13 protein-coding genes and 1 pseudogene are annotated in these 14,785 nt (G+C 65.3%); 2 read left to right on the forward strand and 12 right to left on the reverse strand.

Annotated elements, in window-relative coordinates:
- Nucleotides 1-37: 37 nt before the first annotated feature.
- The 9 genes from AC0KS4_RS12685 to AC0KS4_RS12725 all read right to left on the reverse strand — a co-directional run bounded on the left by AC0KS4_RS12685 (nt 38) and on the right by AC0KS4_RS12725 (nt 9,395).
- Nucleotides 38-856, reverse strand: coding sequence for a TIGR03621 family F420-dependent LLM class oxidoreductase (locus AC0KS4_RS12685; RefSeq protein WP_238956029.1), 819 nt, complete (start codon nt 854-856; stop codon nt 38-40).
- A gap of 171 nt (nt 857-1,027) precedes the next feature.
- On the reverse strand, nt 1,028-2,044 hold the full coding sequence (locus AC0KS4_RS12690; protein ID WP_238956030.1) for an NAD-dependent epimerase/dehydratase family protein: 1,017 nt from the start codon (nt 2,042-2,044) through the stop codon (nt 1,028-1,030).
- Between the two features lie 66 nt (nt 2,045-2,110).
- Nucleotides 2,111-2,908: an alpha/beta fold hydrolase gene (locus tag AC0KS4_RS12695; protein WP_238957296.1), complete on the reverse strand. Its 798-nt coding sequence runs from the start codon at nt 2,906-2,908 to the stop codon at nt 2,111-2,113.
- A 46-nt stretch (nt 2,909-2,954) separates the two neighbouring features.
- Nucleotides 2,955-3,710: an enoyl-CoA hydratase-related protein gene (locus AC0KS4_RS12700; protein ID WP_308193081.1), complete on the reverse strand. Its 756-nt coding sequence runs from the start codon at nt 3,708-3,710 to the stop codon at nt 2,955-2,957.
- 10 nt (nt 3,711-3,720) lie between these two features.
- Nucleotides 3,721-4,863, reverse strand: a complete 1,143-nt coding sequence (locus tag AC0KS4_RS12705; RefSeq protein WP_064939769.1) for an acyl-CoA dehydrogenase family protein — start codon at nt 4,861-4,863, stop codon at nt 3,721-3,723.
- 9 nt (nt 4,864-4,872) lie between these two features.
- Complete coding sequence (locus AC0KS4_RS12710) at nt 4,873-6,168, reverse strand: FAS1-like dehydratase domain-containing protein (RefSeq protein ID WP_238956032.1); 1,296 nt, start codon at nt 6,166-6,168, stop codon at nt 4,873-4,875.
- Nucleotides 6,169-6,177: 9 nt separating this feature from the next.
- Nucleotides 6,178-7,029, reverse strand: a complete 852-nt coding sequence (locus tag AC0KS4_RS12715; RefSeq protein WP_064939765.1) for a mycofactocin-coupled SDR family oxidoreductase — start codon at nt 7,027-7,029, stop codon at nt 6,178-6,180.
- A gap of 2 nt (nt 7,030-7,031) precedes the next feature.
- A complete protein-coding gene (locus AC0KS4_RS12720) occupies nt 7,032-7,841 on the reverse strand; it encodes an enoyl-CoA hydratase-related protein (protein ID WP_238956033.1) in 810 nt (269 codons plus the stop codon).
- Between the two features lie 15 nt (nt 7,842-7,856).
- A complete protein-coding gene (locus AC0KS4_RS12725; RefSeq protein ID WP_064939763.1) occupies nt 7,857-9,395 on the reverse strand; it encodes a class I adenylate-forming enzyme family protein in 1,539 nt (512 codons plus the stop codon).
- A 93-nt stretch (nt 9,396-9,488) separates the two neighbouring features.
- Between AC0KS4_RS12725 and AC0KS4_RS12730 the strand changes: the two genes are divergently transcribed.
- Nucleotides 9,489-10,496: an acyl-CoA dehydrogenase family protein gene (locus AC0KS4_RS12730; RefSeq protein ID WP_238956034.1), complete on the forward strand. Its 1,008-nt coding sequence runs from the start codon at nt 9,489-9,491 to the stop codon at nt 10,494-10,496.
- 3 nt (nt 10,497-10,499) lie between these two features.
- On the opposite strand, the gene AC0KS4_RS12735 is transcribed toward AC0KS4_RS12730, so the two are convergent.
- The 3 genes from AC0KS4_RS12735 to AC0KS4_RS12745 form a co-directional block, all read right to left on the reverse strand.
- The gene (locus tag AC0KS4_RS12735; RefSeq protein WP_238956035.1) at nt 10,500-11,690 is read right to left on the reverse strand and encodes an acyl-CoA dehydrogenase family protein; all 1,191 of its coding nucleotides are present in this window, start codon (nt 11,688-11,690) and stop codon (nt 10,500-10,502) included.
- Nucleotides 11,691-11,719: 29 nt separating this feature from the next.
- A complete protein-coding gene (locus tag AC0KS4_RS12740) occupies nt 11,720-13,999 on the reverse strand; it encodes an acyl-CoA dehydrogenase family protein (protein WP_238956036.1) in 2,280 nt (759 codons plus the stop codon).
- A gap of 76 nt (nt 14,000-14,075) precedes the next feature.
- Nucleotides 14,076-14,270 (reverse strand): ferredoxin, encoded by a 195-nt coding sequence (locus tag AC0KS4_RS12745; RefSeq protein WP_238956037.1) that lies wholly within the window; start codon nt 14,268-14,270, stop codon nt 14,076-14,078.
- A 108-nt stretch (nt 14,271-14,378) separates the two neighbouring features.
- On the opposite strand from AC0KS4_RS12745, the pseudogene AC0KS4_RS12750 reads away from it, so the two are divergent.
- A pseudogene (locus AC0KS4_RS12750) lies at nt 14,379-14,779 on the forward strand (acyl-CoA dehydrogenase family protein); the annotation flags it as partial.
- Between the last annotated feature and the right edge of the window lie 6 nt (nt 14,780-14,785).

Raw genomic sequence — 14,785 nt, forward strand, 5'->3', positions numbered from 1 at the left:
CCACCGTCTCCGGTCCGGCCGTGAACGCCCCGACGCCTCAACGAATTTGAGCGATCACCTTGCTGAATGCCTCGGCGTGCAACTGCGGAACACTGATGTATGTAATGCCATAGTCCTCGACGTAGCGACACAATGTATCGGCCATGGTGCGGGGCGAACCAGCAAGCGTCGTTGGTGAGGCGAGTATCTGCTCCTCGGAAAGACTCTGTCCAAAGCCCGATGTCCGCAACACTTTCGGGACCCCGCGGTCATCGTGCGGCAACGCCGTAATCATCAGGTTCAACTCGATGTCGTCGAAACGGTCTCCTGCCCGGTCGCGAATGAAACCCACCAAGTCGTCTAGCGGATCGGCCGCAGTGCTATTTGCGCGGCTGCCGCTGAGACCAATGATGTTGGCTTGCCTCGCTGCAAGTGTCAGCACTCGATCACCTGATCCGGCGATCATGATCGGCACCGTGGGGACATGCTCGCGGAGATAACCTGTCATGTGGCTGAGGTGATCGACGCGGCCCCGAGCGCTGGGAAACACCAATTCCGCTGCTTCGAATTCTTCCTTCACATAACCTGCACCCAACCCAAGCTCGAATCGATGGTCGGTGAGCAGGTCGATGGCCGCGACATCGCGAGCCAGCAATGCCGGTTTGTAGAACCCGGCGTTGAGTACGAACGGGCTGAGTCGCATCGTCGTGACTTCCGCGGCGGAAAGCAACGCGGCAAATGGCGCAGGCGTGACGAGATGGTCCGGCAAATGCAGAACGTCGTAGCCGAAGTCCTCCACGCGCCGTACGGCGTCCCGCCATTGGGATCGCGACTTCAGCGTCGACAGCGCAACACCGAACCGAAAACTCTTCGCCACGAACGTCACTCCCTTCCATCCGAGGACCCGAAGCGAACGGCGCCGCTGAACTGCCTGTGGCCCGCGGCGCGTGAAAGGCCCTCATTCTTGTAACACGATGCGCTTATCTGATGACTTGGCGGTGCCTTCCTGTTGGACCCCGTACTACTGCGCCGACGTATCGTCACCAGGTCAACGCCGCGAGAAAGGGTGCGGCGGCTGGCGCGCTTGGTAGAACGCCACGGCGCTACGGATCGAATCGTGGATCGGCTTCGGTTGCCACCCAAGCTCCCGCACGGCCTTGCCGTGGTCCATCGGGGACATGATGTGCATGAGCCGCACGGACAGAGTGGACAGCAGTAGGTCGCGCCGCAGCACCTTTGCGGCCACGTCTCCAGCAAAACCCAACGCGTACATAACCTTCAACGGAACCCCTAACCGCGGCGGTTTCGCTCCTCCCGCCTCGGCCGCCGTACGATAGAGCTCGCGAGCGCTGATGAACCGCTCGGAGATGATGTACCTCTCGCCCACGCGGCCCTTTTCGGCGGCGAGTATCAACGCGCGAGCGGCGTCCTCGATGCCGACCACTTCCATCGACATGTCCTTGACGTACACCGGCATCTTGCCGCGGGCCGCCGCGGCCACCAGTGAGCCATGCGGGGTCGGCTGAAAGTCAGCGGGGCCGTAGGTGTTTGCGACGCACAGTGCAACTGCGGGCAACCCACGCTCGGCGACGTACTGTAGGACGAGCCGCTCTGCTTCGACGCGGGAACGGATGTAGCCCCCACCCTTGTCGAGCCAGTTGAACGGTTTGTCTTCGGTCACTGGCAGGCCGTCGGTACTCAGCGCGATCGTCCCGATGGTGCTGGTGAAGACGAAGCGCCGCAGATCCGCATCTGCTGCAGCATCGAGTGCGTGACGCAACCCCTCCACGTTGGTGCGGAACAACGGCGTCGAGTCCCGCAACCAGGCCCTGGTGTCGACAACGCAATAGAACACGTCGTCACAACCCGTCATCGCGTCACGCAATGCCTCATCGTCGAAGACGTCTCCATAGCGGCGTTCGACGTCAAGGTCATCGATCGCCACGGTAGGACTGGTGCGCCGCAGCAGGACTCGGACGGCATCGCCGCGCTGCACCAGTTGCCGCGTCACGTGCGAACCGAGGAAGCCACTCGCGCCGATCACCAGCTTCAGCGGACCTGCCACGTCAGCACTCTCCAGCGTCGTACGATTCGGCAACTACGCCAGTACACTGCCACATTTCTGCCTCGGTCATCCGTTGCGGATCGCTTCGGCGAGTTCCCTTGGCGCATCGAGCATGACGAAGGTGGAACTGTCGGGGATCTCGATCAACGTGGCATGCGGAAACGCATCGCGTAGCCGTCGGGCGTGGTCGAGGGGGAACAGCTGATCCTCGGTACCCCACGTCAAGGTGACAGGTCTGTCGAACGCCTCGATCGCCGGCGCGGCGCGCAATGTCAGAGCCGAATCCAGTGAGGCGGTGACCGTAACGGCGTCGCGGCGGGCCGCTCCGCTGGTGGCGAAGGATCCGAAAATCTCCCGCTGCCGCTCCGGGCTCGGGGCGTGCTTGGACACGGCCTTCAGGAAGAAGCTCTGCCCCGGTCCCGTGGCCAACAGGCGCAAAATTGCGCCACCAACTGCCGAGCTGAACCGACACAGCTTGACGATCTGGGCGAACGAGCCGGGCGGAAAGTGTTCGTAGCTATCGCAATTGGTCAACACCAAACGGGCGATCCGGGACGTGTCCAGCGCCGGATCACCCAGCGACGCCAGGACCAGCCCACCACCGGTGTCGTTGGCCACCACGGTGACATCCTTCAGGTCGAGGGCCTCCATGAAGTGGACGATGCGCCGCGCCGCCGCCTCGGCACGCAGGTCGGCGCCGTCGGTGGGTGTGCTGTGCGCGCCCAGCGGCCACGTCGGGGCGATGCAGCGGAAGCCCTCCCCCAGTTCGGCCACGACGTCGTTCCACAGCGCGCCGGTCACGTAGACGCCGTGTACGAACAGGACGGTTGGACCCGTTCCGGTGTCGGTGTAGTCGATGTCCAGCCCGTCTACTCGTGCCTTCTGGATTGTCACGTCGACTCTCCTCTGTTCAGTTGCCACGAAAATCCGGGTTGCGACGTTCCCGGAAGGCACGCGCGCCTTCGCGGAAGTCAGCGGTGTCGATCAACGCCAGCTGCCCCTCGGCTTCGATCGCTTGTACCGGCTCGAGTTCGCCCAGGGTCGCTGCGGCCAGCGCGCGCTTGGTCCAGCCGAATGACACTGTGGGCCCGCACGCAACCGACTGCAGCACGTCCTCGAGTACCGACTCGTAGTCATCCACAGACGTGACGTGGGCGATCATGCCCCATTCGAATGCAGTTGCCGCGGAGACTCTTTCGGCTGTCATTGCCATCCGCGCGGCACGCGCCCGGCCGACCAGCCCTGGCAGCAGCGCGGACGTACCGCCGTCGGGCATCAGTCCGACTCGGCTGAACGCCAACTGAAAGTATGCCGATGGTGCGGCTACCACCAGGTCGCAGGCCAGCGCCAACGCGCACCCGAACCCGACCGCGCCACCGTGTACCCCTGCGACGACGGGTTTTGGTAGCGAGGTGACCGCCCGGACCACCCGGTTGGCGGCATGGGCCGCTCCCTCGGTCTCACCGCCGGTCAGGTCGCCGCCGGAACAGAACGCTCGCCCGGCGCCGCTGAGCAACACCGCACGGACCGCCGGATCTGCCGCAGCATCGCCCAGCCGGGCCGATAACTCGTCGAGCAAGGGGGCGTCGACGGCGTTGAGCTTCTCCGGCCGGTCGAGCCGGATCCGCAGCACCGCACCATCGCGCGCGACCGAGATACCATTCACCACAACGGGATCATAGGCCGAGGTCGCGTCCGATGATGTCCTTCATGATCTCGGTGGTGCCACCGAAGATCGTCATGATGCGGTTGTCCATATAGTCGCGCGCAACGCGGTATTCCGTCATATAGCCATAGCCACCGTGCAACTGCACGCAGCCATCGATCACCTTCTTGGCCGTTTCGGTGCACCACCACTTGGCCTTCGACGCCTCGACCGCAGTCAGTTCACCGTCCACTACCGCCTGAAGGCATCTGTCGATGTATTGCTCGCCGATCTCGAGTTCGGTGTCCATCTCGGCCAACAGGAATCGGTTGTGCTGAAAGCTACCGATCGACTGGCCGAAAGCCTTGCGGTCCTTAGCATACTGCAACGTCTGCCGCCAGGTCTCCCGTGCGCCTGCGATCGCCGAGATGGCGATGGACAACCGTTCCGACGGGAGGTTGGCCATTAGGTGATAGAAGCCGCGTCCCTCTTTACCCAGTAGGTTGGCCGACGGGACTCGGACATTCTCGAAGGCCAACTCGGCCGTGTCTTGGTAGTGCAAGCCCATTTTGGCGAGCTTTCGCCCGCGGCTGAAGCCGTCCATGCCGGCCTCGACGACCAACAATGTGAAGCCCTTGTGTCCGGCCTCGGGGTCGGTACGGCAGACCACTACGACCAGATCGCAGTTGATACCCGAGGAAATGAATGTCTTGGCGCCGTTGATGATCCAGTCGTCGCCATCACGGACGGCCGAGGTGCGGATGCCAGCCAGGTCGCTGCCCGCGCCAGGCTCGGTCATCGCGACGGCGACGATCAGCTCGCCGCTGATGATGCCCGGCAACCAGCGTCCCTTCTGTTCGTCGTTAGCCAACGACGAGAAGTACGGTCCCACAACGTCGTTCTGCAAGCTCAGCGAAGGTGCCGGCCCTCCGTAGCGGGCGATCTCCTCGTCGATGACCGCGTTGAAGCGGAAGTCATCGACACCGCCGCCGCCGTACTGCTCGGGCATGTTGAACCCGATCAAACCGTATTTGCCAGCAGCGACGAACGCCGATCGGTCCACAAGACGGTCGTTCTCCCACTTCTCGGCGTTGGGCATGAGCTCACGCTCGATGAACTGCCGCACCGTCTCGCGGAACGCCACATGCTCCGGCTCTAGAACGAGTCTCTTCATACGCCTTTCTCACTCTCCATACAGTCGTCGCATTTCTTCGCCGACCCTACCGGAAATCCGCGAAACGACTTGCGCCCCGCGCCTTCTGAGATCGGCATCCGGGATCGGCAGCGCGACAGCCCCCGTCGTTTTCGACGGCAGCAACACTTTGGCCGTGCCACGCGTGGTGGTTTCGTCTCGCTGGCTGGTGGCGAATACGTCCAGCGACACCGGGTCTTCGGCTCCGTCACCCTTCGCGGTGACCCTGCCGGTGCACCGGTGCACGTCTCCGTGGTAGTTGAAGCCGCGCAACTGAAGGTCCATCTCGGCCAGCCAGCCGTCGTCACCGATCCAGTTGGTGAGCAGGTGACTCACCCACGCTGCGCGCATCTGGCCGTAGTCATACGGCGCCGGAATACCCAGTGCCTGAGCGCGTTCAGCGTCCCAGTGCAGTCGTTGCACGACATCAGGAACGCCATACTCATCCGGCTGGTAGAAGGCGGGCATCCGCTTGCGCAGCTGGTGGGCGAATTTCAGCGGCCCCACGCCGTAGCCACCCCAGCCCCAGCCCATGTGCATCGAGATGATGTCGACGACGGTCAACGGGCCCTTGATGATTCCCGGAAGTTCATCTCCCACCGAGATGTCCTCCCACCATCGCGGATCGGCTCCTCGCCGTACCTCAGCCTCGTACTCTTCCTCGACCTGAGCGAACTCCTCGGGAGTCCAGTGCTTGCGCTCAATGTCCTTGAGCTTCCCGGACTTCTTCGAACCATGACGCTCGGCGTTGATATAGGACTCGTCACGGGTGGCGATCGGATTTCCGTCGATGTCGACATAGAGGTAGCGATAGGTCTCCTTGACCGAACGGCCACCGGAGAATTCGCTGTCCTTCACCTGGACATCCAGCGTGTAGTTCTCCGCCAACACCGGCCTACCCGCGTAGATCGGGCGGTACCACGTCCACTTCACCCCCGAGTAGTACTTGCCGGTACCGCGAAAGAGACCGCGGAACAGCTTCTTCCGCTCCGGATCGGTAAATTTCGGGGTCTGATCCAGGCCCGTCGCGATCGGGAAGGTCGGCGATGCGATCTGTCCGTGCCAGCGCGTGGCGGGTCCGTAGGTCGGGTCGTGGAACAACGGGTTGTCGTCACCGCAGCCGAAGGCGAAGTGCGTGATGGCATCAGCCGACGGCAGTTTGTGCCACGCTTCGTCGCGCTGGTGGACAGGAATTCCGATCTGCCCCTTAGCGCGTTCGATGTCCTCGTCGGTGATGCGGCCCTCTTCGGCGGCCGCCTCGGCACCGGTCTTCTCGGTGGTGGTCATTGATCCCTCCTAGAACTTCAACATTGCGCCGGCGTCGACTTTGAACTGCAAGCCCGTCACGTACCGGGACTCGTCCGAGGCCAGGAAACAGACCGCATTCGAGATGTCCGAGGCTTCCACATATGGGGTGGGCATCGCCTGCATGGCCGGGAAGGCCAGCAAGGCGTCGTCGCGGCTCGGCGCCTCGAGGTCTGGTCGGAACTGTCGGTACATCGGCTCGCTGTTGAGCATCGGGGTGTTCACGTTGGTCGGATGAATGACGTTGGCGCGGATCGACTGTGGTGCCAGCTGCGCCGCGAGCCGGAGCGTGTAGGAGTCCACCAACTGTTTGGCGTAGTTGTAACCCGCTCCGCCGGGACCCTGCGGCCCGCCCGCACCCGGGGGTAGCAGACCGGCGATCAGCCCGCCGACCGACCCGGTGGTGATGATCGACGCACCAGACTTCAGATACGGCAGCGCGGCGTGCACGGTGTTGACCACGCCGACGAAGTCGACGTCGAAGGCATCGGCGAATGCCTGAACCGGCAGATGAGTGCCCAAGGGACAGATGCCCGCATTGGCGACTACCACGTCGAGTTTGCCGAATTCGGCTACCGCGTTTGCGAGTTCGCGACTCACCGCCGCTCGGTCCCGCACGTCGACCTCGGCGGTGTAGGCCTTGCGGCCGGTCTTCTCCACCTCCAGACCGGCTTCTTCGAGATCACGTGATGTCGCTAGCGGGTATTCGTTGGTATCGATGTCGTGACAGATGTCGAAGAGGATGACGTCAGCGCCCTCCTCGGCCAGCTTGACGGCGTGGCTGCGGCCCTGGCCGCGGGCCCCTCCAGTTACCAGAACGACTTTGTTTTGTACTCGTCCCATGCTCAACGTGCCTTCCAGATGGGTTGGCGCTTCGCTGCGAACGCCCGCGGGCCTTCCTTGGCGTCTTCGGATTTCAACAGCTCGGTGAACTCGCGAGACGTGCGCTCCCACTTGGGCTCTTCCGCGGCGATGATCCCCCCGTCAGCGCCGTAGGCGACCCGCTTGCTGGCTTGTACCGACAGTGGCGCGTTGCAAGTGATCCGCTCGGCGAGCGCCAGGGCGGCTTCCACGACGGTGCCGTCCGGCACCACCTCATTGATCAGGCCCCACCGCAGAGCGTCAGCCGCTGTCATCGGCTCACCTGTCAACACCAATTCCAACGCGACCTTGCGCGGCAGTTGTTCGACGATCCGGAACACGCCGCCGGCTCCGGCGATCAGACCGCGCTTGACCTCGGGCAGCCCGAACGAGGCGCTCTCGCAGGCGATCACGAGATCACTGGCGAGTGCGAGCTCGGAGCCGCCGCCCAGTGCCGTGCCGTTCACCGCGGCAATCGTGGGTTTGTCGATGAAGTGATGCACGTAGCCGGCGAAGCCCCACTCGGGGTGCTCGGCGTGGTAGAGGTTCTCGCCCCGCGAGATGGCCTTGAGATCGGCCCCAGCACAGAAGGATTTGTCGCCCGCACCGGTGATGACGACGGCCCATACCTCGGGATCGTCCTGGGCCACCGCCAACGCGTCGCCGACTGCCGTGCTCACCGCGCCGTTGACGGCATTGCGCGCCTCGGGCCGGTCGATGGTGATGAGAGTGACGTTGCCTCGCCGCTCGACGAGAGCGGCTGGATTGGTCATCTCAGTCACGGCTTGAGCCATGAAGTCTCCTTCTGATTAGTTTGGAATCGGCAGAGGTCGGCCTGCTCCGGCCGCTTGAACAGGCGGTAAGCCAAGGTTTTCGAGGATTGCGATCAGACGGCGTCGGTCGACCTTGAGCGCCGCCCCGCGAGGCAACTCGTCGACGATGAAGACGCGGGCGGGCACCTCATAGGGCGTCAGCGTGCCCCGGCAGTGCTCGCGGAGCGCCTCGCCATCCGTGGCCGCCCCAGGGCGCAATTCGACTGCGGCAACGGGAACCTGGCCCAACCGCTGATCCGGCACGGGCGCGACGGCGGCGTCGGCCACCGCCGGATGGGCACGCAGTGCGCGGACGACGGTCTCCGGGGACACCTTGAAACCGCCGCGCACGATCACGTCATCGGCGCGTCCATCGATGTAGAGGAACCCTTCGGCATCGAGATGCGCTAGGTCACTGGTCGTGATCCAGTCTCCGGCGCTGCCGGCCTGGGGTGTGGCAACCTGCAGCCTGCCGGTGACCCCCGGGGCGAGCACGGCGCCGTCATCGTCGACCACCTGCAGCCGGACTCCGGGAAAGGCACGTCCGACACTGCCCCGCTTGTCGGTCCATCGCGCGCCGAAGTCCTTGACCGTCCATCCGGCCACCGCGCCGGAGAATTCGGTCGCGCCGTAGACGACCAGGACCGGGATTTCGTACCGCTCGTAAAACGCGTCGACCAATTCCGGATCGACATGACTGGTGCCGGCGTTGATAGCGCGGATGCTCGCCAAATCCTCCCGCGGGATGTCGGAGTCGAGCACCGATCGCATGGCCGCCGGGGGCAGGCCTGCCACCGCGGGCCGATACTGCGTCACCAGAGCGTGCCAACCCGGCACCGTGAATCGATCGAGCATCGCGATCGGACGGGCCGCGACCAGAGACTGCAGTAAGGACCACAGCCCGCCGATGTGCACGATGGGCAATGTCACCAGGCCGACCGTTCCGGTCAGCGGCGGCTTGGTTCTCATCTCCGGACGGTCGTTGTGCCGCAACGCAGCAGCCAGTGAGGCCTCAAGCTGCTCTCGGGTGAGCGGGATGCGCTTGGGTGCACCCGTCGTGCCCGAGGTCAGCATCTCGATGGCTACCGCTGGATCGCCACTGACTGCTTCCGCCGTGCCTCGTACCCACATGGCGAGTTCGCCTTCGTCGAGCCTCCAGCCGGTTGCCCCGAGGTCGGCGACGGCGCGGTTGAATACCTCGTCGGACCACAACGCTGACGGCGCAAGGACGAAGGAGACGCCGGATGCCGCAAGGTCTTCGCTCAGCCTTTCCGGTGGCTGCAGCGGGCTGATGGTCACCAGCGTGCGTCCGCCGCGGAAGATGGCGATGAGCGCCGCCACGGACTCCATTCGATTGGAGAGCACGACGGCGACTCGGCCACCCGTCTGACACCCGGCGGCGGTCAGTTCCCGGTCGATCCGCTCCGTGAGCGACCGAACGGAACCCCAGGTCGCCCAGCGTCCGTCGCACTCCAGCATGCGGTCGTGGTCGTCGGCGTCCCAGAGCCGTCCCAGCGCCTCGTGGATGCTCGTCATCTCGACTTTCCGGATCGACTTTCGTGGTGGATCACTGTTCCCTCGAACCTAGTGGACATGGTTTACTAGGTCAACTTTGTGAAAGGCGTAGTGATGGACTTCGGCTTGACGGACGAACAAGATCAACTCGCCGCGGCGGAGCGGGCCTGGCTCAGTAAGAACGACCCCATCGCCAGGGTCCGCGCAACGCTGGACGCGGCGCCTGTCACGGTCGACCCCGCAGCGGTGGCCCATGCCGCCGAATCGGGTCTGCTGGCAATCCTGACACCCGAAATAGGTGGCACCCACGTGGATCTCGCCGTTGTGACCGAGGCGCACGGATACGCGGCGAGCTCGCTGCCGGTCGCGGATCTGAACATCGCGGCCTGGCTGCTCGGCCACGTCGACTCGCCCACCGACGGCGGCGAGCTCACCGGAGTGGCGCTCGGTCCGAACGCGGGTTTCGGCGGCGATGCGCTGCGGCTGACGGGTGTCACCCGTCCGGTGCCGATGGCCGCCGACATGGACTCCATCGCGGTAGCAGGTCGGGTGGACGACGGAGAGTACCTGGTGGTCCTGAATGCGCCGACGCCGTCGAAGATGTCGACGCTCGACCTGAGTCGTTCGTGGGCGCGATTGGAGCTCGACGCGACGATCGCCAGCTGGACACAGCTCCCTCCTGGCACGCTGGCCCTGGTGCGTGACGCCCTGGCTGTGTACCGGGCGTTCGACGCGCTGGGCGCGGCGGCCCGACTGCTCGACATGACGGTGTCTTACGCCGGGCAGCGCGAACAGTTCGGCGCGCCCATCGGCTCGTTCCAGGCGGTGAAGCACCACTGCGCCGACATGGTCGTCGCTGTCGAAGCCAGCAGGGCGTGTCTGTGGGCTGCGGCTCTCGCGCTGGACACCGCACCGGCCGCCGCGCGGTCCCGCGCCGCGTCCGCGGCGGCGGCGTACACCAAGTCGGCTGCCGCCAACGTGGCCGGCACGGCGCTGCAGGTGCACGGCGGCATCGGATTCACTTGGGAGCACGATCTGCATCTGTTCCTGCGCCGGATCAAGGTCGACGAGGCCTTCAATGGAAGCGTCGCCGAACACCGTGCGGCGCTGCTCAGCGCCTGACATTCAGCGCCGATCCCGCGGCAGTGCCAAGCCCCGCTCGGCGATCAGGTTGCGCATGATCTCCGAACTGCCACCGGCAATCGTGTAGGCCCGGGCGTACAGCCATTCGTCCTGCCAACGACCGCCGTCGAGGACGTCCGGGTCCCCCTGCACCAACATGCCTGCCTCGCCGCCGAGTTCTACAGCGAAGCGCGCGATTTCGAGGTTCAGTTCGCTGAACATCAATTTGGCCATCGCGCCGTCGTGCATGCGTTCGGTGCCACGCAGCCAACGGGTGAGGTTGGCATACGTCAGCGCCGAGAGCGCTTCCACCTCGGCGCTGAATTCACCGATCCGATCGCGGATCCGATCGCTGTCGATCGCGAGGCGACCGTCGACGGTGACGCGCGACGCGAGTCCGACCAGTCCGTCAATGGCCAGCCTCAGCTTGACGACCGCGGCGCCCACGCTGGTACGTTCATGACCCAACGTGGCGTTCGCAATCGTCCAGCCCTGTCCTGGCTCTCCGATCATTGCCTCGGCAGGCACCTCGACAGAATCGAAGAAAACCTCGTTGAAGTCCGAAGTGCCGGTCAGTTCGCGCAGCGGACGGACCGTGATGCCGGGGCTGGACATGTCGAGGATGAATGCACTGATGCCCTTGTGCTTGGGTGCGTCGGAATCGGTGCGGGCCAACAGATATCCGTAGTCGGCCCAGTGCCCGTCGGTGGTCCACACCTTCTGCCCGCTGACGGTGAAAGTATCGCCATCGAGCACCGCGCGGGTGCGCAGCGACGCCAGGTCGCTTCCGGCGCCGGGCTCGCTGAACAGTTGGCACCACAGCTGTCGACCCGCGCGGATCTCGGGCAGATGCCTGCGGCGCTGCTCATCGGTGCCATAGTGGATCAGCGCATGCGATGCCAGCGCGTTGCCGCTGGGAACCCCTGGCACTGCGGCCCTGGCCAGTTCCTCGCTCACCACAATGGCGTGTTCTGCGCAGCGATCGTCGCGGCCGCCGAACTCCGCGGGCCAGTCCGAGCCGACGTAGCCGGCTTCGAACAGCCGCGCCGTCCACTCCTGAAGCGACTTGAGCTCGGCTTCGTTCTCAGCGCTGCGCACGCCCGCCCGCGGAGGTATGGACGGTGCATGCTCGGCGATGAAGGCCCGTACCTCGCCGCGGAAGGCCTCCAATTCGGGACCCATTGCGTATTCCACGTTGCCGTCTTCCTGTTCGATGTGCTGTCTTAGTGGCTCAGCGCCAACAGTTCGCCGGCAGCGCGGTCTCGCAGCGCGTCGGCACGGCCGATCAGCACGGCGTTGGCCTGGGCGCGCCGCAGCAGCAGATGGATCGGGTACTCCCAGGTGAAGCCGATGCCACCGTGGATCTGCAACGCACCCTCCGTGGCTATCACCCCGGCGTCGAGCGCGGCCGCGGCGGCCAGATCCGCCAGATATCCCGACTTTTCGAGGTCGACCTCGGCCGCGGCCAGCACTTGGCTGCGCGCCCCCTCGAGCGCGACCAACATGTCCGCACACCGGTGCGACACCGCTTGAAAGCTGCCGATGGCGCGGCCGAACTGATGGCGTTCGCCTGCCCACTGAACGGCCATTGCCAACGCACGCGAAGCAACCCCGACCGAGTCCGCCGCCACGGCCAACGCCGCTTGCCGGCGCGCCGTGCCCAGCACTCGAGCAACATCGGTCCCGTCGGCCAGCACCTCCCCCGCCGCGCGACTGAAGATCACCGAGCCGATGGTGGCGGTCAAGTCCAGCGGCTGTTGGGCGGTCACGTCAACACCTTCGGCGGACGCGTCGACGGCGACCACTACCTCACCGGCGCCGGTGGCTACGCGCGCCAGGACCACCAGCACCTCGGCGTTCGGTGCTCCCGCGACGATCGGCACCACACCGCGAAGACCCGCCCCGTCCCACTCGGGCAACTCAGGGCCGCCGATTATCCAGCCGCTGTCGTTCACGGGAACGGCGAACGCCGCAGCCGCCCCACTCGTTATCCGCTGGACCAAAGCCTTTGCGCCGCAACGCAGGGCGACGTCGAGCGCAGTCACCGTCGGAACGAGCGGCGCAGGAGTCAGTGCCTTCGCGGCTTCCTCGATGGCGGCGTAAAGCAGACGCGGCCGCGCGCCGGCGCCCCCCAGGGATTCATCGACGGCAAGACCAGGTAGGCCGAATTCGACGAGCGCCGACCACACTTCGGGTTCGACAGCATCGACGGGACGCGTGCGGTCGAGCAACCCCGCCACGTCCACCTTGGCCCGAAGTGTCGCCGCCAGCACCTCGCGTAGCCCGCGTTCGTCCTCCTCGGGCACGGCGAGCGGGGCGCCGGGCGTGACGGCGGCTGCCCGGATGCCCTCGCCCCGGTGCGACGGCAGTCCGAGCACGCTCTCGGCGATGGTATTGCGTTGGATCTCGGCGGTGCCCGCTCCGATGGTCGTCGCCCGGCTCATCAGATAACCGAACGTCCAGCGCCCGTTGTCGACGGCGTTGGGTGCGCGGCTGCCAAGTGCCGCATAGGGACCGGCCGCGCGCAGCGCGAGCGCGTGCATGTGTTGCTCGAACTCCGATTTCACCAGCCGGTTCACTGATGCCACACCGCCTGGATCCTCGCCGCGCAGCACCGCGGCAAGTGCGCGGGCGCTATTGGCGGCGATGGTGCGAACCCCGGACTCCAGCCGGGCGACGTCCTGGCGAATCAGCGGGTCGTCGTCGAGCCGTCGGGAGACGACCAGCTCGATCACCCGATCGACCGTGCGACGGTACTTGAACTCGTCGGCCAGAAAAGCGGTGGCCCGCTCGTGGCCAAGCGAGGTACGCACGATCGACCAGCCTGCGCCCTCGTCGCCCACCCGGTTATCGACCGGCACCTTTACATCGTCGAGGAAGACCTCGGCGAAGTGCGCCGCGCCGCTGATGTCGCGGAGTGGGCGCACGGTGATCCCCGGGCTGTTCATCGGGATCAGCAGATAGGTGATGCCGTCGGATGGCTTATCCCCCGTCGCCGTGCGTACCAGTGCGAACATCCAGTCGGCGCGGTCGGCCATTGTGGTCCACACCTTCTGGCCGGTGACCCGGTACACGTCGCCGTCGCGGACCGCGCGGGTGGACAGCGACGAAAGGTCGCTGCCCGCACCGGGTTCGGAAAACCCTTGACACCAGAACTCGTCTGCGCGCAGCAACGGCGTCAGAAATCGATCCTTCTGCTTCTGGCTGCCGTGCGCGATGAGCGTCGGGGCGAGGATGAACGACAACGGGCACGGATGCGGCGGCGCACCCGCATCCGTCGTCATCCGGTAGTAGTCCAGCTGATCGGCCAGCGAGAGGCCGAGCCCGCCGGCCTCGTGCGGCCACCCGGGCGCGGCCAGGTGGTGGTCGACGAGGTCGGCATGCCACGCGCGGGCCACCTCGATGCGGTCGGGTTTGGCGCCATTGCGCGCTCTGTCGTCCTGGCGACGACGGAACTCCGCGAGTAGCGACTCGAGCCGGGGGCGCCAATCAGCTGTCTGCATCACACTCCACAAAGTCAACCTGGTTAACTATGTCTGCAGTGTGCCGGGTACGGCGCCCACTTGGCAAGCAGGCCCGTCAGTCGTCCTCGAGGATCAGGGCGACTTCCGGGCATGCGGCCACCCCGTCCCGGGTGAGCTGCTCGTCTTCCGGTCGCACCTCGCGCTCCTCGAGGATGGAGTAACCGGAGTCGTCAATCGGGAACAATTCCGGGTCGACGGCGTAGCACTGGGCGTGGCCCACGCACTTCGACTGCTCGAGCCGAACCTTCATACGACCTCCTCCGCTCGACCGTCCGGACGCACGGTCTCATCCACTTTGACAGCATAAGACTAAAGCTTTAACTATTTCGACCGGCCTGTGCGCTGCGCCCGAGGGGTGCTGCGCCAGGGCCTTGACACGGGCCGGATTCGGGTTGCATCGCGGGCGCTGGCCGTGGCGAGCGCAGCGCCTGAAGACGCGCTGAAATACGCACAGGAACGGGAGAGCTTCGGCCAGCCGATCTGAAACACCAGTCAGTGGGGAACTACCTGGCCGACATGGCAACCAAATTGATTGCCGCAAGCCAGCTCATCCGCTATGCCGCAGAGAAGTACGACAGCGGCGAACGGTGCGATATGGAAGCCGCGAGGACCAAGCTGTTCGGGTCGGAGGTGGCCATGGAAATCGCGCTCAACGCCCACCGAATACTACGTCGAGCACTAATTCCACTGATGATCGTCGGCGAAGGCACCAACGCGATACAGCGCAATGTCATTGCCGCGCAGCTGGTCTCGCGGGGCGCGACT

The organism is Mycobacterium sp. NTMscope_MAC_12 (assembly GCF_976985675.1).

Bases quoted from the DNA above. Each gene is read 5' to 3' on its own strand.
- AC0KS4_RS12710 (WP_238956032.1), bottom strand. From the start codon at position 6,168: ATGACCACCACCGAGAAGACCGGTGCCGAGGCGGCCGCCGAAGAGGGC.
- AC0KS4_RS12740 (WP_238956036.1), bottom strand. From the start codon at position 13,999: ATGCAGACAGCTGATTGGCGCCCCCGGCTCGAGTCGCTACTCGCGGAG.
- AC0KS4_RS12715 (WP_064939765.1), bottom strand. From the start codon at position 7,029: ATGGGACGAGTACAAAACAAAGTCGTTCTGGTAACTGGAGGGGCCCGC.
- AC0KS4_RS12720 (WP_238956033.1), bottom strand. From the start codon at position 7,841: ATGGCTCAAGCCGTGACTGAGATGACCAATCCAGCCGCTCTCGTCGAG.
- AC0KS4_RS12705 (WP_064939769.1), bottom strand. From the start codon at position 4,863: ATGAAGAGACTCGTTCTAGAGCCGGAGCATGTGGCGTTCCGCGAGACG.
- AC0KS4_RS12725 (WP_064939763.1), bottom strand. From the start codon at position 9,395: ATGACGAGCATCCACGAGGCGCTGGGACGGCTCTGGGACGCCGACGAC.
- AC0KS4_RS12730 (WP_238956034.1), top strand. From the start codon at position 9,489: ATGGACTTCGGCTTGACGGACGAACAAGATCAACTCGCCGCGGCGGAG.
- AC0KS4_RS12745 (WP_238956037.1), bottom strand. From the start codon at position 14,270: ATGAAGGTTCGGCTCGAGCAGTCGAAGTGCGTGGGCCACGCCCAGTGC.